This is a genomic window from Mycobacterium numidiamassiliense (assembly GCF_900157365.1).
Classification (GTDB): Bacteria; Actinomycetota; Actinomycetes; order Mycobacteriales; family Mycobacteriaceae; genus Mycobacterium; species Mycobacterium numidiamassiliense.
In genome coordinates this window covers 2,759,133-2,780,507 of record NZ_FUEZ01000004.1, presented here as the reverse complement: position 1 = coordinate 2,780,507, position 21,375 = coordinate 2,759,133, and the positions used below count along the sequence as shown (strand labels likewise).

The 21,375-nt window shown below is 66.8% G+C and carries 21 protein-coding genes; 11 read left to right on the top strand and 10 right to left on the bottom strand.

The window, feature by feature from the left end:
* Nucleotides 1–5 precede the first annotated feature (5 nt).
* Together kasB and MNAB215_RS21605 are read left to right on the top strand one after the other, a co-directional pair.
* Nucleotides 6–1,268, top strand: coding sequence for a 3-oxoacyl-ACP synthase KasB (gene kasB, locus MNAB215_RS21610; protein ID WP_077080619.1), 1,263 nt, complete (start codon nucleotides 6–8; stop codon nucleotides 1,266–1,268).
* A gap of 49 nt (nucleotides 1,269–1,317) precedes the next feature.
* Nucleotides 1,318–2,739, top strand: a complete 1,422-nt coding sequence (locus tag MNAB215_RS21605; protein ID WP_077080618.1) for an acyl-CoA carboxylase subunit beta — start codon at nucleotides 1,318–1,320, stop codon at nucleotides 2,737–2,739.
* A 7-nt stretch (nucleotides 2,740–2,746) separates the two neighbouring features.
* Here the strand turns inward: MNAB215_RS21605 and MNAB215_RS21600 are convergent, their stop codons facing one another.
* The 4 genes from MNAB215_RS21600 to MNAB215_RS21585 all read right to left on the bottom strand — a co-directional run bounded on the left by MNAB215_RS21600 (nucleotide 2,747) and on the right by MNAB215_RS21585 (nucleotide 7,234).
* Nucleotides 2,747–4,291 carry an FAD-dependent monooxygenase gene (locus MNAB215_RS21600; protein WP_245830374.1) on the bottom strand — a complete coding sequence of 515 codons (1,545 nt, stop codon included), beginning with the start codon at nucleotides 4,289–4,291 and terminating at the stop codon, nucleotides 2,747–2,749.
* A gap of 101 nt (nucleotides 4,292–4,392) precedes the next feature.
* Nucleotides 4,393–5,043 carry a TetR/AcrR family transcriptional regulator gene (locus MNAB215_RS21595; protein WP_083746203.1) on the bottom strand — a complete coding sequence of 217 codons (651 nt, stop codon included), beginning with the start codon at nucleotides 5,041–5,043 and terminating at the stop codon, nucleotides 4,393–4,395.
* A 92-nt stretch (nucleotides 5,044–5,135) separates the two neighbouring features.
* Entirely contained in the window at nucleotides 5,136–6,665 is a 1,530-nt protein-coding gene (locus MNAB215_RS21590) for a glycerol-3-phosphate dehydrogenase/oxidase (RefSeq protein ID WP_077080616.1), read from the bottom strand.
* A complete protein-coding gene (locus MNAB215_RS21585; RefSeq protein ID WP_077080615.1) occupies nucleotides 6,665–7,234 on the bottom strand; it encodes a TetR/AcrR family transcriptional regulator in 570 nt (189 codons plus the stop codon). Before MNAB215_RS21585 ends, MNAB215_RS21590 begins: the two co-directional genes overlap by 1 nt.
* 47 nt (nucleotides 7,235–7,281) lie before the next feature.
* On the opposite strand from MNAB215_RS21585, the gene MNAB215_RS21580 reads away from it, so the two are divergent.
* The 4 genes from MNAB215_RS21580 (at nucleotide 7,282) to MNAB215_RS21565 (ending at nucleotide 11,197) form a co-directional block, all read left to right on the top strand.
* Entirely contained in the window at nucleotides 7,282–8,862 is a 1,581-nt protein-coding gene (locus MNAB215_RS21580) for an FAD-binding oxidoreductase (protein ID WP_108637801.1), read from the top strand.
* A 6-nt stretch (nucleotides 8,863–8,868) separates the two neighbouring features.
* Nucleotides 8,869–9,819 (top strand): diacylglycerol kinase, encoded by a 951-nt coding sequence (locus MNAB215_RS21575; protein WP_077080613.1) that lies wholly within the window; start codon nucleotides 8,869–8,871, stop codon nucleotides 9,817–9,819.
* A gap of 79 nt (nucleotides 9,820–9,898) precedes the next feature.
* Nucleotides 9,899–10,414: an Rv2253 family sensor-like surface protein gene (locus MNAB215_RS21570; protein ID WP_077080612.1), complete on the top strand. Its 516-nt coding sequence runs from the start codon at nucleotides 9,899–9,901 to the stop codon at nucleotides 10,412–10,414.
* A gap of 87 nt (nucleotides 10,415–10,501) precedes the next feature.
* Nucleotides 10,502–11,197, top strand: coding sequence for an esterase (locus MNAB215_RS21565; RefSeq protein WP_245830373.1), 696 nt, complete (start codon nucleotides 10,502–10,504; stop codon nucleotides 11,195–11,197).
* 33 nt (nucleotides 11,198–11,230) lie between these two features.
* On the opposite strand, the gene MNAB215_RS21560 is transcribed toward MNAB215_RS21565, so the two are convergent.
* The 3 genes from MNAB215_RS21560 to MNAB215_RS21550 all read right to left on the bottom strand — a co-directional run bounded on the left by MNAB215_RS21560 (nucleotide 11,231) and on the right by MNAB215_RS21550 (nucleotide 13,770).
* Nucleotides 11,231–11,743 carry a DUF3145 domain-containing protein gene (locus MNAB215_RS21560; protein ID WP_077082214.1) on the bottom strand — a complete coding sequence of 171 codons (513 nt, stop codon included), beginning with the start codon at nucleotides 11,741–11,743 and terminating at the stop codon, nucleotides 11,231–11,233.
* A gap of 141 nt (nucleotides 11,744–11,884) precedes the next feature.
* Nucleotides 11,885–12,712 carry a serine hydrolase domain-containing protein gene (locus tag MNAB215_RS21555; RefSeq protein ID WP_077080610.1) on the bottom strand — a complete coding sequence of 276 codons (828 nt, stop codon included), beginning with the start codon at nucleotides 12,710–12,712 and terminating at the stop codon, nucleotides 11,885–11,887.
* Complete coding sequence (locus MNAB215_RS21550; RefSeq protein WP_077082213.1) at nucleotides 12,712–13,770, bottom strand: class I SAM-dependent methyltransferase; 1,059 nt, start codon at nucleotides 13,768–13,770, stop codon at nucleotides 12,712–12,714. Before MNAB215_RS21550 ends, MNAB215_RS21555 begins: the two co-directional genes overlap by 1 nt.
* Nucleotides 13,771–13,872: 102 nt before the next feature.
* Between MNAB215_RS21550 and MNAB215_RS21545 the strand changes: the two genes are divergently transcribed.
* A complete protein-coding gene (locus MNAB215_RS21545) occupies nucleotides 13,873–14,958 on the top strand; it encodes an S-(hydroxymethyl)mycothiol dehydrogenase (RefSeq protein ID WP_077080609.1) in 1,086 nt (361 codons plus the stop codon).
* Nucleotides 14,958–15,581, top strand: coding sequence for an MBL fold metallo-hydrolase (locus MNAB215_RS21540; RefSeq protein ID WP_077080608.1), 624 nt, complete (start codon nucleotides 14,958–14,960; stop codon nucleotides 15,579–15,581). The genes MNAB215_RS21545 and MNAB215_RS21540 overlap by 1 nt, the downstream gene beginning before the upstream one ends.
* 120 nt (nucleotides 15,582–15,701) lie before the next feature.
* Here the strand turns inward: MNAB215_RS21540 and MNAB215_RS21535 are convergent, their stop codons facing one another.
* Nucleotides 15,702–16,448, bottom strand: coding sequence for an SHOCT domain-containing protein (locus tag MNAB215_RS21535; RefSeq protein ID WP_077080607.1), 747 nt, complete (start codon nucleotides 16,446–16,448; stop codon nucleotides 15,702–15,704).
* A 90-nt stretch (nucleotides 16,449–16,538) separates the two neighbouring features.
* Here MNAB215_RS21535 and MNAB215_RS21530 point away from each other — a divergent pair, with 90 nt between their 5' ends.
* Together MNAB215_RS21530 and MNAB215_RS21525 are read left to right on the top strand one after the other, a co-directional pair.
* Entirely contained in the window at nucleotides 16,539–17,489 is a 951-nt protein-coding gene (locus MNAB215_RS21530) for an SDR family oxidoreductase (RefSeq protein WP_077080606.1), read from the top strand.
* A gap of 65 nt (nucleotides 17,490–17,554) precedes the next feature.
* Nucleotides 17,555–17,881, top strand: coding sequence for a hypothetical protein (locus MNAB215_RS21525; RefSeq protein ID WP_077080605.1), 327 nt, complete (start codon nucleotides 17,555–17,557; stop codon nucleotides 17,879–17,881).
* Nucleotides 17,882–17,900: 19 nt separating this feature from the next.
* Here the strand turns inward: MNAB215_RS21525 and MNAB215_RS21520 are convergent, their stop codons facing one another.
* Nucleotides 17,901–19,718 (bottom strand): Hsp70 family protein, encoded by a 1,818-nt coding sequence (locus MNAB215_RS21520; protein ID WP_077080604.1) that lies wholly within the window; start codon nucleotides 19,716–19,718, stop codon nucleotides 17,901–17,903.
* Nucleotides 19,719–19,842: 124 nt separating this feature from the next.
* Nucleotides 19,843–20,928: an NAD(P)H-dependent amine dehydrogenase family protein gene (locus tag MNAB215_RS21515; protein WP_077080603.1), complete on the bottom strand. Its 1,086-nt coding sequence runs from the start codon at nucleotides 20,926–20,928 to the stop codon at nucleotides 19,843–19,845.
* A gap of 97 nt (nucleotides 20,929–21,025) precedes the next feature.
* Here MNAB215_RS21515 and MNAB215_RS21510 point away from each other — a divergent pair, with 97 nt between their 5' ends.
* Nucleotides 21,026–21,370: an MmpS family transport accessory protein gene (locus tag MNAB215_RS21510; RefSeq protein WP_174604616.1), complete on the top strand. Its 345-nt coding sequence runs from the start codon at nucleotides 21,026–21,028 to the stop codon at nucleotides 21,368–21,370.
* Nucleotides 21,371–21,375: the final 5 nt, after the last annotated feature.

Sequence of the window (21,375 nt, the reverse complement as noted above, 5' to 3'; positions counted from 1 at the left end):
CACCAATGACGCGATCGCCAGACCTGGTTACGGGGAAAGCCCTCCCCACTGTGGTCGTCACGGGCATGGCCATGACGACCGCACTCGCGACCGATGCGGACAACACGTGGAAGCTCTTGCTTGACGGCCAAAGCGGAATCCGCACGCTCGAAGACCCTTTCGTGGAGGAGTTCAACCTCCCCGTCCGCATCGGCGGACACCTGCTCGAGGAGTTCGACCATCAGTTGACCCGCGTCGAGCTACGCCGGATGGGTTATCTGCAGAAGATGTCGACCATCCTGAGCCGGCGCCTGTGGGAAAACGCGGGCAATCCCGAGATCGACACCAATCGGTTGGCGGTGTCCATCGGCACCGGACTGGGTTCGGCCGAGGAACTCGTCTTCAGCTATGACGACATGCGCGCTCGCGGCATGAAGGCGGTGTCTCCACTGGCCGTACAGAAGTACATGCCCAACGGCGCGGCCGCGGCGGTGGGTCTGGAACGGCACGCCAAAGCCGGTGTGATGACACCGATCTCGGCATGTGCGTCGGGGTCCGAGGGCATCGCGCGGGCGTGGCAACAGATCGTCCTCGGTGAGGCCGACGCCGCGATCTGCGGAGGCGTGGAAACACGAATCGAGGCGGTGCCGATCGCCGGGTTCGCCAACATGCGCATCGTGATGTCCACCAACAACGACAATCCCCCCGGTGCCTGCCGACCGTTCGACAAGGATCGCGACGGCTTCGTGTTCGGCGAGGCCGGCGCGCTCATGTTGATCGAGACTGAGGCGAGCGCGAAGGCTCGCGGCGCCAACATACTGGCCCGGATCATGGGCGCCAGTATCACCTCGGACGGCTTCCACATGGTGGCACCGGACCCGAACGGGGAACGGGCCGGGCATGCGATCACCCGGGCGATCCAGCTTGCGGACCTCAGTCCCAGCGACATCGACCATGTCAACGCCCATGCCACCGGCACCCAGGTCGGCGACCTCGCCGAAGGCAAGGCCATCAACAACGCCCTCGGCAACAACAAGCCGGCGGTGTACGCGCCCAAGTCCGCCCTCGGCCACTCGGTCGGCGCGGTCGGAGCCGTGGAGTCGATCCTGACCGTGCTCGCGTTGCGCGACCAGGTCGTTCCGGCGACGTTGAATCTTGAAAACCTTGATCCAGAAATCGATTTGGACGTGGTAGCGGGCAAACCACGGCCCGGTGACTATCAGTATGCGATCAACAACTCGTTCGGATTCGGCGGTCACAACGTCGCAATCGCGTTTGGGCGGTACTAAGACCAACCGGCAGTAACCCGAGCAGCATTAGCGATACAGGAGAATTGAGATGACACTCATGGCCCCCGAGGCGGTTGGCGAGTCTCTCGACCCCCGCGACCCGCTGTTGCGTCTGAGCAACTTCTTCGACGAGGGCACCGTCGAACTGCTGCACGAGCGTGACCGCTCCGGTGTGCTTTCGGCCTCGGGCACCGTCAACGGAGTGCGCACCGTCGCCTTCTGCACCGACGGAACCGTCATGGGCGGCGCCATGGGCATCGAGGGTTGCCGGCACATCGTCAACGCCTACGACACCGCCATCGAGGAGCAGAGCCCGATCGTGGGTATCTGGCACTCGGGTGGCGCCCGGCTGGCCGAAGGCGTCAAGGCGCTGCATGCCGTCGGAACGGTCTTCGAGGCGATGATTCGCGCGTCGGGCTACATCCCGCAGGTCTCGGTGGTCGTCGGTTTCGCGGCCGGCGGCGCCGCCTACGGTCCGGCGCTGACCGACGTCATCGTGATGGCGCCCGAAAGCCGGGTCTTCGTCACCGGACCCGACGTGGTCCGCAGCGTCACCGGCGAGGACGTGGACATGGCCTCACTCGGTGGCCCGGAGACCCACCACAAGAAGTCGGGCGTGTGCCACATCGTCGCCGACGACGAGCTGGACGCCTACGCTCGCGGTCGCCGGTTGATCGGATTGTTCTGCCAGCAAGGGCATTTCGACCGCAGCAAGGCCGAGGCCGGTGACACCGACATCCACGCGCTGTTGCCCGAATCGTCGCGTCGCGCCTACGACGTGCATCCGATCGTCACCGCGATCCTGGACGAGGAGGCGCCCTTCGACGAATTCCAGGCCAACTGGGCACCGTCCATGGTCGTCGGGCTGGGCCGGCTGTCCGGCCGCACCGTCGGCGTGCTGGCGAACAACCCGCTGCGCCTCGGCGGCTGCCTGAACTCCGAAAGCGCGGAAAAGGCAGCACGTTTCGTGCGCCTGTGCGACGCCTTCGGCGTTCCGCTGGTGGTCGTGGTCGACGTTCCCGGTTACCTGCCGGGTGTTGACCAGGAGTGGGGCGGCGTGGTTCGCCGCGGCGCCAAGCTGCTGCACGCGTTCGGCGAGGCCACCGTTCCCCGGGTCACGCTGGTCACCCGAAAGACCTACGGCGGGGCCTACATTGCGATGAACTCCCGTTCGCTGGGCGCCACCAAGGTGTTCGCGTGGCCGGATGCCGAGGTTGCCGTGATGGGTGCCAAGGCTGCCGTGGGCATCCTGCACAAGAAGAAGCTGGCGGCCGCGCCCGAGGACGAGCGCGAAGCGCTGCACGACGAGTTGGCCGCCGAGCACGAGCGGATCGCCGGTGGTGTGGACAGCGCCATCGAGATCGGCGTGGTCGACGAGAAGATCGATCCGGCCCACACCCGCAGCAGGCTCACTCAGGCACTTGCTCAGGCCCCGGCTCGCCGCGGCCGCCACAAGAACATCCCGCTGTAACCCCCGGCTACTGGCGACACAGAATGGCCGAAACTGCCTCGCGCAGTTCGCCTTCCGGGTCGTCGGGCATTTCGTCGGCGCGCCAGCCGACAAAGTCGTCTGGACGGATAAGCAGCGCACCGTTCGGCCCGAGTTCGCTGATCGCCGCCCACTCCTCGCTGTGGATGCAATGCGCCGCGAGCGATGCCGAAGCCGCAGCGGCGCACCATCGCTCGTCGCGGGTGAGCACGGTGAATCCGGGGCCGAGCAGATCCAGGGTCGAAACCCTGTCGCGCACCCACGCGTGCGGCACGCGGGTGCCCGGTTGTGCGTGTAACTCCTCCACGAGACCGCCCGGCTCGCCGCCCAGGACCGCAGCCGAGTGGTACCGGTAGCCCACCATCAGGGCGAACATCGAGCACTGTTCCTCAGGCGGCAGTAGCGGCCGGTCATCGTCCAATCGGAGCAACGGAATCGTCGGGCCCGCCAACGACTGACGAGCCGCGAAGCTCCCGACCGGACGCCGCTCGGCGTGAAACGTGGCCAGCAGCGCCGGTCCAGCCGTTCCCTGCAGGACGGCGGCCAACTTCCAGGCCAGGTTGTGCGCGCTCTGGATGGCAGTGTTCGCTCCCCCGGCTTTGAACGGCGGCATCGTGTGCGCCGAGTCGCCAACGAGAAAGACTCGCCCGCACTGGAATCGGTCGGCCACCTGCTCGTGTGGCTGCCACGCCGCGGCCTCGACGATGTCGAGATCGATGGGTTCACCGATCGCCTCGATGAGTATCTCGCGGCAACGTTGCGGGGTGAATTGATCGGCCGTCTCCCCCTTGCCGGGGAAGTAGGTGGTGATGAACATTCCGAGGTCGCCCTCGGCGGGGACGAAAATGCCCTGCACCTCAGCGTTTTTCACCTGCACCCCGCCGCCTTCGCCCAGCTGCGCGACGAACTTGCGCCAGGGACCCCGAAAGTAGATGAAGACGACGAAGATCGGTAAAGCACCGAAGCCGGACGTTGTGATGCCCAGCGCGTCGCGGATCGGGCTGTGCACACCGTCGGCGCCGACGAGGTAGTCGGCCCGCACCGTCTGGGGCTCTTCGGTGTCGCGATCGCGGATGACGGCCGTGACGCCGGACTCGTCGGGCTCGAAGGAGCAGAGCTCGGTCCCGTAGCGCACTTCGCCGCCACGCCGTCGAGTCTCGTTGAGCAGCAACGGCTCCGACTTGCTCTGCGGGCAATACTGCCCGGGCGGTTCGGGGCTGAGCGTGTCCAGGCCGGCGAAGATCGCGTCGAGGTCGATGGCGGGCTCTTCGTGTGCACTGTTCAGCGTCGGCCTGGTAACCAAGGTTGATTCGCGCCGAGCGATTGCGTGGACCTGGTCGCTGAGGCCAAGGCCGCGCAGAATCTCCAAGCTGCGAAAGCTGAGATTTCGAGCCTTCGGATAGATGAAGACCTCGCGCCGCTTCTCGACCAGCAGTGAGCGGACCCCGTGCTTGGCCAGCAACGCGGAGGTGGCCAGTCCGGCAGCCCCGGCGCCGACAATGAGCACCGGGACACGTGTGACGTTCTTGCTCAATTTCCCTCCGCCGCCATATACGGAACCAGTCAGTTCCGTTCTTTCCTCAGATTGGCACGGGCGCTCGTCACGCGCAAGGGTCCGCGCCCTACCGGGACGCCCTACTCGCCGGGGTCGGCGGCGGCGAGCGGCAGTATCAGCGTCTCGAGAGCGCGCCGAACGTAGACACGATCGATCGGCCGTCCCGTCATCACTCGCAGGACATTGAGGCCCATCAGCGCGTCGGGCACCAGCGTCAAATCGCGACCGGCTGGGATGTCGCCGCGGGCCACGGCGTGGTCGAGGACCGCACTGATGATCTGACGGGGCGTGGACAGCGCGAGATCGTCCAGCGCTGCCGCGAGAACGGGATGGTGCATCGCGGCCGTCGCCACACCGACGATCACCTTGATCGTGTTGAGCGCGTCCGCATCGAAGTCCGGCACTGCGTCCACCAGTGCGTCGATGTCGCTGCGCAGGCCACCCGTATTCGGCGGCTCGACGGGCCCCAGCGTTCGTCGCCAGTGGGCGATCGCGTCCGCGACCACGGCAGGCTTTGACGACCAGCGCCGATAGATCGCGGCCTTGCCCACCCGCGCGCGGGATGCGATGTCGTCCATGCTCATCCGCTCGTAGCCCAGCTCGCCAAGCCCCGCGAGGGCGGCCTCGAGAATCGCGGCATCGAGCGACGGATCGAAGCGTCCCGACTTATTCACCGGGGATCGGCGTGCCGTGCGCGGCGGTCGGTCGCGTCGGACGCCCTCGGTAGCCATGGCGAAAATCCCCCGGTTCGACGCGATACGGATCGGTTCCGATAAAAGCTACCGAGCGGTGAGCCTCGCTGCAAGAACCGCCCGCGATGCGGTCAGCCCCGCAACGCCAGGAACTCCTCGGCCACGGCCACGACCCGCTCGCGATCACCCGGCACCAGGCCGATCCGGGTCCGCCGATCGAGGATGTCGTCGACGTCCAGGGCGCCCTCATGGGTCACCGCGTATTCGAACTCCGCCCGGATCACATCGATGCCCTCGGCCACCGGCTCGGCTGGCCGTTCGCAGGTGGCGGCGGCGAGCACGCTGGGCGCCTCGGCGCCGTAACGCGCGACCAGCGAGCCAGGCACATCACCCGGCCCGGCGGCCGGACCGGGGTTCGCCGGCGCGCCGATCAGCGGCAGGTTTCGGGTTCGGCAACTCGCGGCGCGCAACCGTCGCAGACCGATAGCGCGGTCGAGGACATCCTCTGCCATGTAGCGGTATTCGGTCAGCTTGCCGCCGATCACGCTGATCACGCCCGAGGGCGACTCGATGACGTCGTGCTCGCGGGAAACATCGGCGGTGCGTCCTTCCCCGGTGTCGACGAGCGGACGCAGCCCCGCGTAGGAACCGATCACATCCGCCGTCGTGAGCGCCGTCTGCAGCGCGGTGTTCACCGTGTCGAGAAGAAACGAGATCTCGCCCGCGGACGGCTCGGGCACGTCCGGAATCGGGCCAGGCGCGGCCTCGTCGGTCAGGCCGAGGTAAACCCTGCCCAGTTGCTCGGGCATCGCGAACACGAAGCGGTTGAGTTCGCCGGGGATCGGAATCGTCAGCGCCGCAGTCGGATTGCCGAAAGTGTTGGCGTCGAATACCAGATGCGTACCGCGGCTGGGCCGCAATCGCAGCGAGTCATCGATCTCGCCCGCCCATACTCCGGCGGCGTTGATGACCGCAGCCGCGGACACGTCGAACGATTCCCCGCCGCGCTGATCGGTCAACCGGACTGAGGTGCCGGTCGCCTCACTCGCGGCCACGTGGGTCAATATCCGGGCGCCGTGCTGGGCGGCGGTCCGCGCGACCGCGACGACCAGTCGTGCGTCGTCGACCAGCTGCCCGTCGTAGGCCAGCAGGCCGCCGTCCAGGCCGTCGCGGCGAACCGTCGGCGCGATGCCAACCACGCGCTGGGCGGAGATTCTGCGCGATCGAGGCAGGATGGCCGACGACGTGCCCGCGAGCGCCCGCAACGCATCGCCGGCGAGAAATCCGGCACGCACCAGGGCGCGCTTGCTGTGACTCATCGATGGCAACAGCGGAACCAGCTGCGGCATCGCGTGTACGAGGTGAGGGGCGTTGCGCGCCATCAGGATTCCGCGCTCGATGGCGCTGCGCCGGGCGATTCCGACATTGCCGGTCGCCAGGTAGCGCAGACCACCGTGGACCAGTTTGGAACTCCAGCGGCTGGTGCCGAATGCGAGATCGTGCTTCTCGACCAACGCGACTCGCAGACCGCGCGAGGCGGCATCCAATGCGATCCCGGCGCCGGTGATGCCGCCGCCAATCACCAGCACGTCCAACGGTTCGCCGTCGGCCAGTGCGGTCAAGTCGGCTGCGCGGCGTGCGGCGTTTAGGGCTGCGGTCATCAGGACAGATATCCGTTCAACGAGTGGGCGAGTTCGGTGGCCAACGCGTCGGCATCGAGAATCGGCCGCACGATCTGCTCCGACTGAATGGTCGACTGGGCGATCAGCAACACCATGGTGGCCATCTGCAGGGGGTTGCCGGCCCGGACGCTGCCATGACGCTGGGCGGCGCGCAGTCGCTCGGCAAGAGCGTCGATCAACATCTGCTGGCTGGCTCCGAGGCGTTCGGTGATGTAGGTCGAGGCCAGCTGCGAGTGCATCACCGACATGACCAGTTCGTCGCGGCGCAGCAGATTGGACACCGTAACAATCTGGCGCACAAGCGATTCCCGGTCGTCGCCGTGCAACGGCGCCTCACGCATCACGCCAATGACATGTTCGGTCAACAGCGCCGACACGATCGACGGGGTGTCCGGCCAGCGGCGGTACACGGTCGGCCGGCTCACGCCCGCTCGCCGCGCGATCTCGGCGAGCGTCACCCGGTCCACGCCGAAGTCGACGATGCAGCTGGCCGCGGCGGCAAGAATTCGCTCGCCGATGTCCGCGGGTGCGTTACTGATTGACAGCATGTGTAATACTGTAACGCATGACGGATCTCGACGAACTCCTGCCACCGATGAAATGGAATGCCTGGGGGGATGCCGCGGCGGCCAAGCCGCTCTCCGACGGGATCCGCACACTCCTGAAACAAGCTGTCGGACTGGATGATTCGCCGGCAAAAGAACTGGATCTGGACAACGTTCAAGTGCTCGGATCGGCATTATCGCAAGCAGACCGGGACGCGCTGGCGGCCATCGTCGGTGCCGAATACTGCCGCACCGACGACCGCGACCGGGTGCTGCACGCCGGCGGCAAGTCCACCATCGACCTGCTGCGCCGCAAGGACACTGAGGCCCAAGATGCACCCGACGCGATTCTGCTGCCGGGCGACGAGGACGCCGTTGCCGCGATCCTGCGCTACTGCTCGGAGCACGGCATCGCGGTCATCCCGTTCGGGGGTGGCACCAACGTGGTCGGCGGCCTCAATCCCACCCGCGGCATATTCAACGCGGTGGTCTCCCTCGACCTGCGCCGTTTCGACCAGCTGATCTCCCTCGACGAGGTGTCCGGCCAGGCGGTTTTCGGCGCCGGTGTCACCGGCCCGGACGCCGAACGCCTACTCGGCGCACACGGCTTTTCGCTGGGGCATTTCCCGCAGAGCTTTGAATACGCCACCATCGGCGGCTTCGCGGCGACCCGATCCTCCGGCCAGGACTCGGCGGGCTACGGCCGGTTCAACGACATGGTCCGCGGGCTACGGATGATCACTCCGGTGGGCACGTGGGATCTGGGTCGCGCCCCGGAATCGGCCGCGGGCCCCGACCTGCGCCAGCTGCTGATCGGCTCGGAGGGCACCTTGGGCGTCATCACCGAGGTGCGGCTGCGCGTGCATCCAACGCCGGAGGCCGTCCGCTACGAGGCATGGTCGTTTCCCGATTTCGCCACCGGGGCTGCGGCCATGCGCGCCGTCACGCAAAATGCCACCGGCCCCACCGTCATTCGACTCTCCGACGAGGTGGAGACCGGCATCAACCTGGCCACCACCGAGGCGATCGGCGAAAACCAGATCACCGGCGGCTGCCTGGGCATCACCGTCTTCGAGGGCACCAAGGAACACGTCGAGAGTCGGCAGGCCGAAACCAGCGCACTGCTGGCCACCCACGGTGGCACGTCGTTGGGTGAAGAACCGGCGCGGGCGTGGGAGCGAGGCCGGTTCGCCGCGCCGTATCTGCGCGACTCGCTGCTCTCCGCGGGCGCGCTGTGCGAGACGCTGGAAACCGCTACCAATTGGTCGAACGTCCCCGCACTCAAGGCCGCCGTCACCGAAGCCCTCACCGCGGCCCTGGCCGAATCGGGCACACCGACGCTGGTGATGTGTCACATTTCGCATGTGTACCCCACCGGCGCTTCGCTGTATTTCACGGTCGTCGCGGGCCAGCGCGGCGATCCGATCGAGCAGTGGCGGACCGCCAAGAAGGCCGCGTCGGACGCGATCATGGCCGCCGGCGGGACCATCACCCACCACCATGCGGTCGGTGCCGACCACCGGCCCTGGATGCGCGAGGAGGTTGGCGATCTGGGCGTGCAGGTGTTGCGCGCGGTCAAGGCGACACTGGATCCGGCGGGAATCCTCAACCCCGGCAAGCTGATTCCGTGACTGCCGATGTCTAGCAATCACCCCGCCTCCGCCGGCCAGCGGCACCGGCGTGAGATCGGCAAGGTGACCGCACTGACCAACCCCGCGTCGGGGCATGGCGCGGCCATTCGCGCCGCGCAGATCGCCATCGCCCGGCTCCAGCACAAGGGCATCGAGGTCGTCGAAATCATCGGCGACGACGCGCAAGACGCCCGCTATCTCGCCGGTGCGGCACTCGAACGAGGCACCGACGCTTTAGTGGTGACGGGCGGCGACGGCGTCGTCTCCAATGCGCTGCAAGTCTTGGCGGGCACCGGCATTCCTCTCGGCATCATTCCGGCGGGCACCGGAAACGATCATGCTCGTGAATTCGGTATTCCCACAAAGGATCCCGAGGCCGCCGCGGATGTCGTCATCGACGGCTGGACCGAAACCATTGACCTGGGCCGGATCCGCGACGGCAACGGTAACCAGAAGTGGTTCGGCACCGTGGCCGCCGCTGGCTTCGATTCCCTGGTGACCGACCGGGCCAACCGGATGAGGTGGCCGCACGGGCGATTGCGCTACTACACCGCGATACTGGCCGAATTGTCGCAACTGCGGCTGCTGCCATTTCGAATGGTGCTCGACGGCACCCACGAAATCGATGCCGACATCACGCTGGCGGCCTTCGGCAACACACGCAGCTACGGCGGCGGGATGCTGGTCTGCCCCAACGCGGATCACACCGACGGCCTGCTCGACATCACCATGTTGACCGAAGCGTCCCGGACAAAGCTGTTGCGGCTGTTTCCGACGGTGTTCACCGGCACCCACGTCCAGCTGGACGCGGTGAAGACGGCACGCGCCTCAACGATCTACGTCGAATCCCCCGGTATCAATGTCTACGCCGACGGCGACTTCGCCTGCCTGCTGCCCGCGGAGATCTATGTGGTACCCGGCGCACTGGACATTCTTCGTCCCGCGCGACCCCGGTGATGTAACAACTGAACCCCCGAATTCGACATCTTGGCAGATCTGCGTTTTCGCAGCATGGCCGCTCCTGCGGGAGGAAAGAATGTCCGGACATCGCACTATTACGGCTGTTTTTCTGACGGCGACGCCGTTGGTGGGCCTGATGGGACTCGCCCCGGCGTCTTTGGCCGCGGATCCGCTGTGGAACGGCGAGTATCTGCTGACCCTGTCGGCCAATGCCAAGACCGGCATCAGCGTGGCGGCCAGCCAGCCGGAAAGCCCGCACCGCACCATTGTCTCGATTAGTTCGAAATGCTCGTCGGGCACCTGCATTGCCACGGTGGACAATCCCCCGCCGCCGAAAAACGACTCCATGCCGCGCACCATCGAATTCACCTGGAATGGGTCGCAATGGGTGCGCGAGATGACGTGGAATTGGGACTGCCTATTGCCCGACGGGACAATCGAACCCGACCCCGCCAAATCCATCACCGTCTATACGCCCGGCGCCAACGGGGTGCTTACCGGTGTCTTTCACACCGATATCAAAAGCGGGGCGTGCAAGGGCAATGTCGACATGCCGGTGACGGCCGCCCCGACGCACCCGCCGGTTGTCTGACATTTCGTCGCACGTCAAGAATGCTTTGAGTTCCCCACGATCTACTGGTGGCAACAAGCAAGCCCGTGGGAAACCAAAGGAGTCAACGTGAACGGATCAGCTCAGATGGCGGGGATCGTGGCGACGCTCGCCGCAGCAGCGGCCATCGCGTGGCCCGCGGCCGCCAGTGCCGACGCGCAAATGTGCCCGCGCGTGGACGGAAATCAGATGTGCCACTTCGAGGCATCGGGACCGTTCTCGAACATCGACATGGTCTTCCCGGCCAACTATCCGGACGAGCAAGCGATAACCGGCTACCTCAGCAAAGTCGCCGACGACTACGGCAATGCCCGCGGGCCACTGAGCACTTTGACGTCACCCACCGAGCTGGACGTCACCAGCGACCGCTACAGCTCCGGGCCGCCGCAAAGCGGTACCCAATCAGTGGTGGCCAAGATCTACCAGAACCTGGGCGGTGCCCACCCGTCGACCTGGTACAAATCGTTCAACTACAACCTGGCCACCCACACGCCGATCACTTTCGACGCACTGTTCCGGCCGGGAACCCAACCGCTACAGGCGATCCTGCCGATCGTGCAAAAGACCCTGACCGACCGGTACGGGTCGGCCGTGTCGATTCCTACCGACGCCGGACTCAATCCGGCGAACTACCAGAGCTTCGCGATCACCAACGACGCCATCGTGTTCTTCTTCGATCAGAACGGGCTGCAGCCGGCGTTAGAGGCCACCCAGGTGTCGGTGCCTCGCAGTGCGATCGCGTCGGTGATCAGTCCCGGTATCTGATGGTCGCAACCGCCTAGCCGACGCCGCTATCGCCTAACCGACGCCGCGGCTGAGCCAGGTCATTTCCCCGGCGTCGCCGCCGTCGCGGTAGACCTCGAGCGCGTCGTCCCATGCCGTCCCGAGCACGGAGTCCAGTTCGGCGGCCAGCGTGTCGGCGCCCTGCGCCATCATCGACCGCAGCCGCATCTCCCCGACCATGATGTCGCCGTTGGCGCTCATCGCTCCGCTCCACAGGCCCAGCTGCGGGGTGTGGCTGAACCGCTGGCCGTCGACTCCCGTGCTGGGGTCCTCGGTGACCTCGAACCGCAGCACGGACCAGGAGCGCAGCGCGTTGGCCAACCGGCTACCGGTGCCCACCGGCCCGATCCAGTTGGTGACGGCGCGCAGCTGTCCGGGCATCGCCGGCTGCGGTGTCCAGACCAAGTTGGCCTTGGATTGCAGGGTCGACGACAACGCCCACTCGACATGTGGGCAAACCGCCGCAGGCGAGGCGTGCACATACACCACACCCGCCGTAACGTCGGCGAACTGATTCGACGTGCGCATCTGCTGCTCCTTCGGTTCCGCGAGGGACGTCTTCCCCAACGACCTGGCGAACCCGGTAAGCACAGTGCTACATCGAATTTTTGTGTCCTGCGTGTCTAGTGTGCCTTGTGAGACCCCTGTTGCGCTAGTGTGCAGTCCCAATTAGCTGAATTGGGATAACACGGCGTCCGATAGCTCGGGCCAAATCTGCAGCGCCCAGTCGCCGAAATCGCGGTCCGTCAGGACCACCAGCGCCAGCTCGGCATCGGGATCTGCCCAGATGAAACCCCCCGCTTGGCCGAAATGACCGTAGGTTCGCGGCGAGTTCCGCCCGCCCGTCCAATGCGGTGATTTCGAGTCCCTGATCTCAAAACCCAGACCCCAGTCGTTGGGGCGCTGCACGCCGTATCCGGGCAGCACGCCGTCGAGACCGGGAAATTGCACCGTAGCGGCCTCGCGATGCAGCTGCGCCGACACCGTCGACGGAACCAGCAGGTCACCGGCGAATGCCGCCAGATCCGCCACCGTCGACGTCGCCCCGAACCCGGCCTCCACCGCGCCGCCGTCCAGCCGGGTGTTCGCCATGGCCAGGGGCTCGCACACCGCCTCGGACAGGTAGCGCCCGAATTCGATGCCCGACTCCCGCTCGATGGTCTGGGCCAGCACGGTGAAGCCGTAGTTGGAATACATCCGCCGGGTGCCGGGGCTGGCCAGCACCCGATCGGTGCCCATCGCCAACCCCGATGCATGCGCCAGCAGGTGGCGGATCGTGGAGCCGGGCGGCCCGGCCGCGGTGTCCAGATCCACAACACCCTCTTCGGCGGCGACCTGCGCGGCCCGGGCCGCCAACGGTTTGGTCACCGACGCCAGCACGAACACCCGCTCAGAGTCGCCGTGGCTGGCCAGCACGCCGCCGGGTCCGATCACCGCCGCGGCGGCATGAGCAACGGGCCACTCGGCAAGGAGGCCCAGGGCGTCGGGAGCCGCCATTACTTCCTGGCGATGTAGTAGTTGTTGATCGGGTCCGACTCGAGCTCGGCCACCCGGACGTCGCCAAAACCGGCGCCGGCGAGCATCGAGGTGGCCAGCTGGGTTCCCCACGCTGTCCCCAGGCCGGCGCCGTCGAGCGCCAGCGACACCGTCATGCAGTGCATGAGCGAGGTCGTGTAGAGGTAGGTGCTCATCGGGACGTCGACGTTGTCCTCGAGTCGGCTCGACGCCTTGATGTCGGCCATCAGCAGCACACCGCCCGGCCGTAGTGCCCGATAGATGTTTTCCAGCACCCGCGCCGGCTGGGCCTGATCGTGGATGGCATCGAACACGGTGATCAGGTCGTAGCCGGCCGCCTTGTCCAGCTCGGCGAGATTGTGGCTTTCGAAGGTCGCGTTCGTCAGGCCCAGGCGAGCCGCCTCCCCGGCGCCCGCCGCGATGGCCTCGCCGGAAAAGTCGATGCCGGTGAACCGGCTCGCCGGAAACGCTTGCGCCATCAGGTTGATCGCGTGACCGCTGCCGCAGCCGAAGTCGGCCACGTCTGCACCCGCCCGCAGGCGCTCGACGAGGCCTTCGACCAACGGCAGCACGACGTCGACGAGCGAGGCGTCGAACACCGCCCCACTCTCCTCGGCCATCAGCGTGTGGAAGCGCGGAAATTCGCTGTAGGGCAGCCCGCCGCCGACGCGGAAGCAGCCGACGATTTTCTGCTCGACCTCGCCGAGCAACGGCAGGAACTGCGCCACCACGGCGAGGTTGTGGGGTCCGGCCGCACGGGTCAACACTCCGGCGCGGTGGGCGGGCAACGAGTAGGTGGCCGTGTCGGCGTCGTAGTCGACGACGTGTCCGGTGACCATGCCGCCCAACCACTCCCGGACGTAGCGCTCGTTGAGTTTCGCGGCGTCGGCGATCTGCGAACTGGTCGCGGGCGGCAGCCCGGCCATGGTGTCCAGCAGACCTGTCTGATGGCCGATGCTCAGCAGCAGCGTGAGACTGGCGCCGTCGAGGGTGGCGACAATCCTTTCGGTGAATTCTTCGGTGGTCTCCAAAGCCGTCACGCCCACGGACGCTACACCGGGTTGTTGGCGAGCCGGTTGACACACTTTGTGGGTGGACGCCCGGCCGCGCCGTGTATGGCGTCCGACAGTAGGTTGTAGGCCATGAGTCAGACCGTGCGCGGCGTGATTTCACGCAAGAAGGGCGAACCCGTCGAATTGGTGGACATCGTCGTCCCGGACCCCGGACCCGGAGAGGCCCTGGTCGATGTCATCGCCTGCGGGGTATGCCACACCGACCTGACCTATCGCGAGGGGGGCATCAACGACGAGTACCCCTTCCTGCTCGGCCATGAGGCCGCCGGCACCGTCGAGGCCGTCGGGCCGGGCGTGACGTCGGTGGCGCCGGGCGACTTCGTGATCCTCAACTGGCGCGCGGTGTGCGGCCAATGCCGGGCGTGCAAGCGCGGCAAGCCCCACCTGTGCTTCGACACGTTCAACGCCGAGCAGAAAATGACGCTGACCGATGGCACCGAGCTCACCCCGGCGCTGGGCATCGGCGCGTTCGCCGACAAGACGCTGGTGGCCGCGGGCCAATGCACCAAGGTCAACCCCGAGGCCGACCCGGCGGTCGCCGGGTTGCTCGGTTGCGGCCTGATGGCCGGGCTGGGTGCGGCCATCAACACCGGCGCGGTCAACCGCGACGACACCGTCGCGGTCATCGGCTGCGGCGGCGTGGGCGACGCCGCGGTCGCGGGGGCAGCGCTGGTCGGTGCCAAGCGGATCATCGCCGTCGACACCGACAACACCAAACTCGACTGGGCCCGCAAGTTCGGCGCCACCCACACCGTCAACGCGCGAGAGTTCGACGTCGTGGAGACTATCCAGGACCTCACCGACGGCTTCGGCGTCGACGTCATCATCGACGCCGTCGGCCGGCCCGAGACATGGAAGCAGGCTTTCTACGCCCGCGACCTGGCCGGAACCGTTGTGCTGGTGGGGGTTCCGACGCCCGACATGCGGCTGGACATGCCGCTGGTGGACTTCTTCTCCCGCGGCGGCTCGCTGAAGTCGTCGTGGTACGGCGACTGCCTGCCCGAGCGCGACTTCCCCACCCTCATCGACCTCTACCTGCAGGGCCGCCTGCCGCTGGAGAAGTTCGTCTCCGAACGCATCGGGCTCGGCGACATCGAGGACGCCTTCCACAAGATGCACGAGGGCAAGGTGCTGCGCTCGGTGGTGCTGCTCTGATGTCCGCGATCCAGCATCTCGTTACCCACGGGACCTTCGAACTCGACGGCGGCAGTTGGGAAGTCGACAACAACATCTGGATCGTCGGCGACGACTCCGAGGTCGTCGTATTCGACGCTGCGCACACCGCCGAGCCGATCCTCGACGCCGTCGGTGGCCGCAAGGTGGTCGCGGTGATCTGCACCCACGGCCACAACGACCACGTCACCGTAGCTCCCGAGCTCGGCAAGGCGCTGGAGGCGCCCGTGCTGCTGCACCCCGGCGATGAGGTGCTGTGGCGAATGACGCACCCGGACAAAGACTTTCGTGCGTATTCCGACGGGGACACCCTGACCGTGGCGGGCACCGCGCTGCAGGCGCTGCACACCCCGGGCCACTCCCCCGGATCCGTCTGCTGGTACGCCCCCGAGCTCGGTGTCGTCTTCAGCGGCGACACGCTGTTCTCCGGCGGCCCGGGCGCGACGGGACGTTCGTACTCGGACTTCCCGACGATCCTCAAGTCGATCTCGGAGCGGCTGGGCGCGTTGCCCGGCGACACCGTCGTTCACACGGGCCACGGGGGCAGCACCACCATCGGCGACGAGATCGTCCACTACGAGGAGTGGGTGGCCCGCGGGCACTGACCGATCGGCTCAGTGACGGCACGCCCGCTCCGCTCGCTCGCTCGCTCGCGAATCTAACCGCACTGCGAAATTCGGCGGCCAAATTCGCAGCCCCGTTAGGCTCGCGGCCGGCGGATCGGCTCAGTGACCCTCCAGGATCCGGCGTTTCTCGGTTTGAAATTCCTCTTCGGTCAGCGCGCCCGAATCCCGCAGCGCCGCCAGGGTTTTGAGCCGCTCGAGGCGAACTCCCTCGTCGCCGGGATGCTGAGCCGTGACCGGCGGCTCCCCGGGCGCCGACAGCGACACCACCGGCGGCGGTACTCCCTGCACGACGGTGGTCGCGGCCTTGCGCCGGGCGCGGCCCAACCACCGCCCCGCGATAATCGAAATAACCAGGCCCGCAACGAATAGACCGACAAACACCCAGACCACAAATCCGTAGGAACTCGAATGCCCGAAAGCCAGCCGGGGCTCGATGAATCCGCCGACCTGGCCGTCGGTCGTGATGTTGTAGGTGCCGTCGGCGGGAATCTGAGCCACCCACACCCGCACATGAGCGTCATTGTTGACTGTTGTTGTGCTGCCGATGTTTTCCGTCACCGCCGGCTGCGGCACACCGTCGGGCGGGCTGATCGTGACGCCGAGCGGCGGCACCGGCAGGCCGCCACTGTGGGAGCCGCCCATCACCAGGGCGTGCAGGCTGACGGTGACTTCGCCGCGGGGTAAGCGCACGCTGCCCGAGCCCGGGATCGGCACTTCGCCGTAGGCGTTGTACTCGTCCAGAAGAAAGGCGTTGAGCATCAGGGCGACGACGAAGCCGACCACCGACACGATCATCGTGGCGACGGCCGCGGACAGAGAGATCTTGGCGAGCCGTCTGCTCCTCATCTCCGGAGTGTGTCACTGCGCGCGACCCGGTGCCATGGCTAGCGCGCGGGGAGCACACTAGGAGCGGGCTCACACGAAGGAGTGATACGCATGGCCAATCATCTTGTCGCCACCGTGCCTGACCTGTCGGGCAAGCTGGTAGTCGTCACCGGGTCCAACAGCGGCCTGGGGTTCGGGCTGGCCAGGCGGCTCTCCGCTGCGGGCGCTGATGTGGTGATGGCGATTCGCAACAGGACCAAGGGCGAGCAGGCGATCGAGGAGATCCGCGCGACGGTGCCCGACGCGAAGCTGACCATCAAAGCGCTGGACTTGTCGTCGCTGGCCTCGGTCGCGGCGCTGGGTGATCAACTCAACGCCGAGGGCCGTCCCATCGACATCCTGATCAACAACGCCGGAGTCATGACGCCACCGCAGCGCGACACCACCGCCGACGGCTTCGAATTGCAGTTCGGCAGTAACCATCTCGGCCACTTCGCGCTGACCGGGCACTTGCTGCCGCTGTTGCGCGCCGCCCACGGTGCGCGGGTCGTCTCGCTGAGCAGCCTCGCCGCCCGCCAGAGCGGTCAGATCCATTTCGACGATCTGCAGTTCGAGAAGTCCTACGCGCCGATGTCGGCCTACGGCCAGTCGAAGCTGGCGAACTTGATGTTCGCCCGCGAGCTCGACCGCCGCAGCCGTGAGGCGGGCTGGGGCATCCTGTCCAGCGCGGCGCACCCCGGCCTGACCAAGACCAACCTGCAAATCTCCGGACCTTCCTACGGCCGCGACAAGCCCTCGTTCATGGAGCGGCTGTACAAGACCTCCTGGCGGTGGGCCCCGTTCCTGTGGCAGGAGATCGACGAGGGCATCTTGCCGGCGCTGTATGCGGCCGCCGCCCCGCATGCCGAGGGCGGCGCGTTTTACGGGCCGAGCGGCTTCTACGAGATGGTCGGCGGCGGCGTCAAGCCAGCGCACGTGCCCGCGCGCGCCCAGAACGAGGCCGACAGCCGACGGCTGTGGGAGCTGTCCGAACAGCTCACCGGTGTGAGCTACCCAAAGTAGTGAGAGTTTGGACACAACTCCGCAACGGGTAACCGGCCGGGTAGCGACAACGAGGGGGACGACACATGACTGTGCAGGACGATAAAGAAACTGGTCAGACCGAAAAGCCAGAGCCTAACGAGGAAAACAAGAAGCAAGCCGCCGAAATGATGGAGGTGTACGCAGAAAACCGGGCCACCGTGGTGTTGCCGGGATCCGGCGGGGCGATCTCGGGAACGGCGGTCAACGATTGGCTCGACGACGACGGCAACCCGAAATTCAACGCCATCTCGGGCTCGGACGACGACACCAAGGACGATCAGGCCAAGAAGGACCAAATCGAGAAGGACAAGGCCTGGAACGACGACCTCCGGAAAGCCGCAGCGGAGGAGAACAAGGGCGAAACGCGTTGAGCTGCAGCCCTTCTCAGGACTAACCCAGCCCGGGGATCACTAACGCCAGTCCGGGGATGTGCGGAATGGGCGGTAACGCCGGAATCCGCGGGACCTGAGGGATGGCCGGCGGGATCGGCGGCGCCTGTGGCACCGGCGGTGGCACTGGCGCCGCGGGCACTGGATCCTGGGGGACCGCCGCGGGAGGATCCGCTGCGGCAGGATCTGCCGCGGGCGGTCCAGCATCCGCCGGCGGTGCCTGCGGTGCGGGTGCCGCGGGTGCCGCGGCGGCCGGTGCTTGATTGGTCGGCGCGGACTGCGGAGTTGCGCCGGCCGCGGGTAGCGGCGCGGCGGGAGTGCTCACGTTCGGCACTGGCGTCATGGCGGGTTTGTTGTCGGAGAAGCCCATCGCCACCGCGATGCCGACCAGCAGCACCGCCACCGCCGTGCCGATGACCACCAATCCCGGCAGTCGCTGCCAAGGCAGGATCGGATTTCCCGCCGCTCGCTTCCACGGCAAAGCCAGATTCTTCTTCTCCGGGCGCGAGCGCTCGGGGGCCTCGAAATTCAGCGCCGGGCGCGCCGAGGTATACCCCGAGCCACCCACGGCCGGCATCATGACCTGCGACCTGTCGTCGGTCTCCGACCACGCCAGCGCGGGCATCATGCCGGAGACCGGTTCCGCCGGTCGCGCTTGGGTCAGCACGGCCCTTCCCTCCTCTTGCAGGGGCAGCGCCGCCGCCTGCGACGCAGGGGCCGCCGCTGCAGCCGCGGCCGCGGCGGCAGGGCTCAGTGTGGTGGCAGTTGTGTCGCCGGGCCCGCGCGCCGCGCGCAACGCGCCGCCGATCGCCGCGGCCAGGTGCGGACGCGGCGTCGTCACGACCGGCACCCGAAAATGCCCGGACAGCATAGTGGTGACCGCCGGGATGTGCGCCCCACCGCCCACCGAGACCACCGCGACGAGATCACGAATCCCGTTGCGCGCCAATGCCTCATCCAAGACGGCCACGAAGCCGTTCAGGGAATCACGAATCGCGTCGTCGAGTTCGTTTCGGGTGAGCCGGATGTCGCCGTCCACACCGGGCAACTCTTCGGTGAGCGTGGCCACCGTGCTCGACGAGAGCTGCTCCTTGGCGATTCGGCAGCCGGTCCGCAGCCTGCTCAGCGAGCCGATCGCCGAGGTGCCGGACGGATCGAATCCACCCGTACTCGGCAGATTGGCCATGACGGTGGTCAATAGGGCCTGATCGATCAGGTCGCCGGAGAAGTCGTGGTGACGCAGCGTCGGCGCCAACGGCTGATAGTCGCCGGCGGCGTCCATCAACGTGATGCTGGTTCCACTGCCGCCGAAATCGCATACCGCCACGGTGCCGCGCGCCGGTATGCCCGGGTTCGCCCGCACGGCGAACAGCGTGGCCGCGGCATCCGGGATCAGCGTGAGCGGCCGGGACGGGTTCGACCATTCCGTCACTCGACTCAGCGCCGAACCCAGCGCCTCGACGGCGGTCGATCCCCAGTGCGACGGGTGGGTCACCGCGATGTCGCCGGGCAAGGACCCGCCGGCGGTCGCGGCGTACGCCAGCGCCCGCAGCCCGTCGGCCAGCAGTGCCTCGCTGCGGTGCACCGAGCCGTCGCCCGCCACGATGCCGATCGGGTCTCCGACCCGGTCCACGAAGCCGCCGATTACCAGGCCGGGCTCATCGAGCCTGGGGTTCTCCGACGGCACCCCGATCTCGGGTGGACGCTGACGAAACAGCGTCAGCACAGGTGTGCGGGTAATGGCGTGATCCGCGGTGACGGCGGCCAGGTTGGTGGCGCCAATCGAGAGCCCCAGCGCGGGCGTCGCTCCGTCTGACATTGGTCCAATCCCTGCGTCTAGCGGCGTGCCCCCCGCACCCGCTTACCCAGAAATTGTGCCGCCCATACCTATAGCCAGCCTCTGCTGTGGCTATGTGCCCGCTGTGTAAGCAATGAGCCGCCTATCAGCGGATATTGCCGGCCCCGGCGATCAACGGGAGATCCAGCGGAGTGACCCAGCCGGGCGGCAGATCGTTGACCGCCGGAACGGCGTTCAACGCACGCAATCCGGTCGCCAGGCAACCGGCCGCGGCCGCGTCACGGCCGGAGCCGTCGGTGAATCGGAAGGCGGTTTCCTGGAAGATGCTCGGGGTTCCTTCGATGTCCACCCGATAGACGTCGTTGTCGTGGCCCGTCGGCCAGTCGGGGGCGGCGTCCAGGCCGATGCGGTTGACATGTTCGAGCTGGATGCGCGTTTCGCCCTTGTAGATGCCGTTGATGGTGAAACGGACGGCAGCGACGTGGCCCGGTTTGATGACGCCCCGGGCGGAATTGCGTTCGGTCGGCGTCACCCATTTGTCCCAGGTGGTGGTCATCTCGTCGAGCATGATGCCCGCGGCGTGCGCGATCATGGGGATGGTCGCGCCCCACGCGAAGATCAGCATGTCGCGGTCTTCTAGCATCGGCTTGAACTCAGGCTCGCGGCCGATGCCCATCTCGAACTCGTAGTCGCCTTCGTAGTTGGTGTAGTCGAGCAGCTCGGAAGCCCGGACCTTGCGCACCTCCGAGCACAAGCCCATCAACGTCATCGGGAACATGTCGTTGGCGAATCCCGGATCGATGCCCGTGGTGAAACAGGACGACTCGCCCAGCTCGCAGGCTTCGGTGATCGGCTGGATCCAATTGGGCGGGTTCAGGTGCATCGTCGGCCAGACCCATGGCGTCATCGCGGTCGAGCACACGTCGATGCCGGCGCGCAAAAACTTGGTGATCAGCGAGATGTTCTCCTTGGCGTGCATCGCCGTCGGGCCATAATGCACCAAGGCGTCGGGCTTCAAGGCAATGAGCGCATCGATGTCGTCGGTGGCGATGACGCCCACCGGTTCAGGCAGCCCGCAGATGTCGCCGACGTCGCGGCCGACCTTGTCGGGATTGCTGACGCCGACGCCCACCAACTCGAACAGCGGATGCTTGACGATCTCGGGAATCACCATCCTGCCGACGAAGCCAGTGCCGTAGACCACCACACGCTTTGAGCCAAGTTCCGACATACGCACCTTCCGATCAGCAGTCCCCGCTCCCGCCACACTAAGCGCGCGGCCGAATGACCTCTAGCACCCCGTCCCGCTAGGTGACACGATGCAAACCATGACCAAGCATCTCGGCGTCCCCTCGATCCTGTTCGCAATCGGTGTCGGGGTCGCGAACACGTGCGCAGTGGCTCATGCGAACGGCTTTCCGACGGTTCGGTACGAGATCAACGGTCCCGCCGTGGCCCAATACATCTCGTACCAGACCGACACCGGCCAGCTGCATCAGGTCAACGCACCACTGCCGTGGTCGACGCAGTTCACCGCCTTCGGGGGCCAGGTGTTCGTGATCAGCGCGCAGGGGCCGGGTCCCATTTCGTGCAAGATCCTGGTCGACGGCAACGTGGTCAGCAATGCGACGGCGACGGTGGGTACGCCCGCCAGAACCGTCTGCACACACTGATCGCG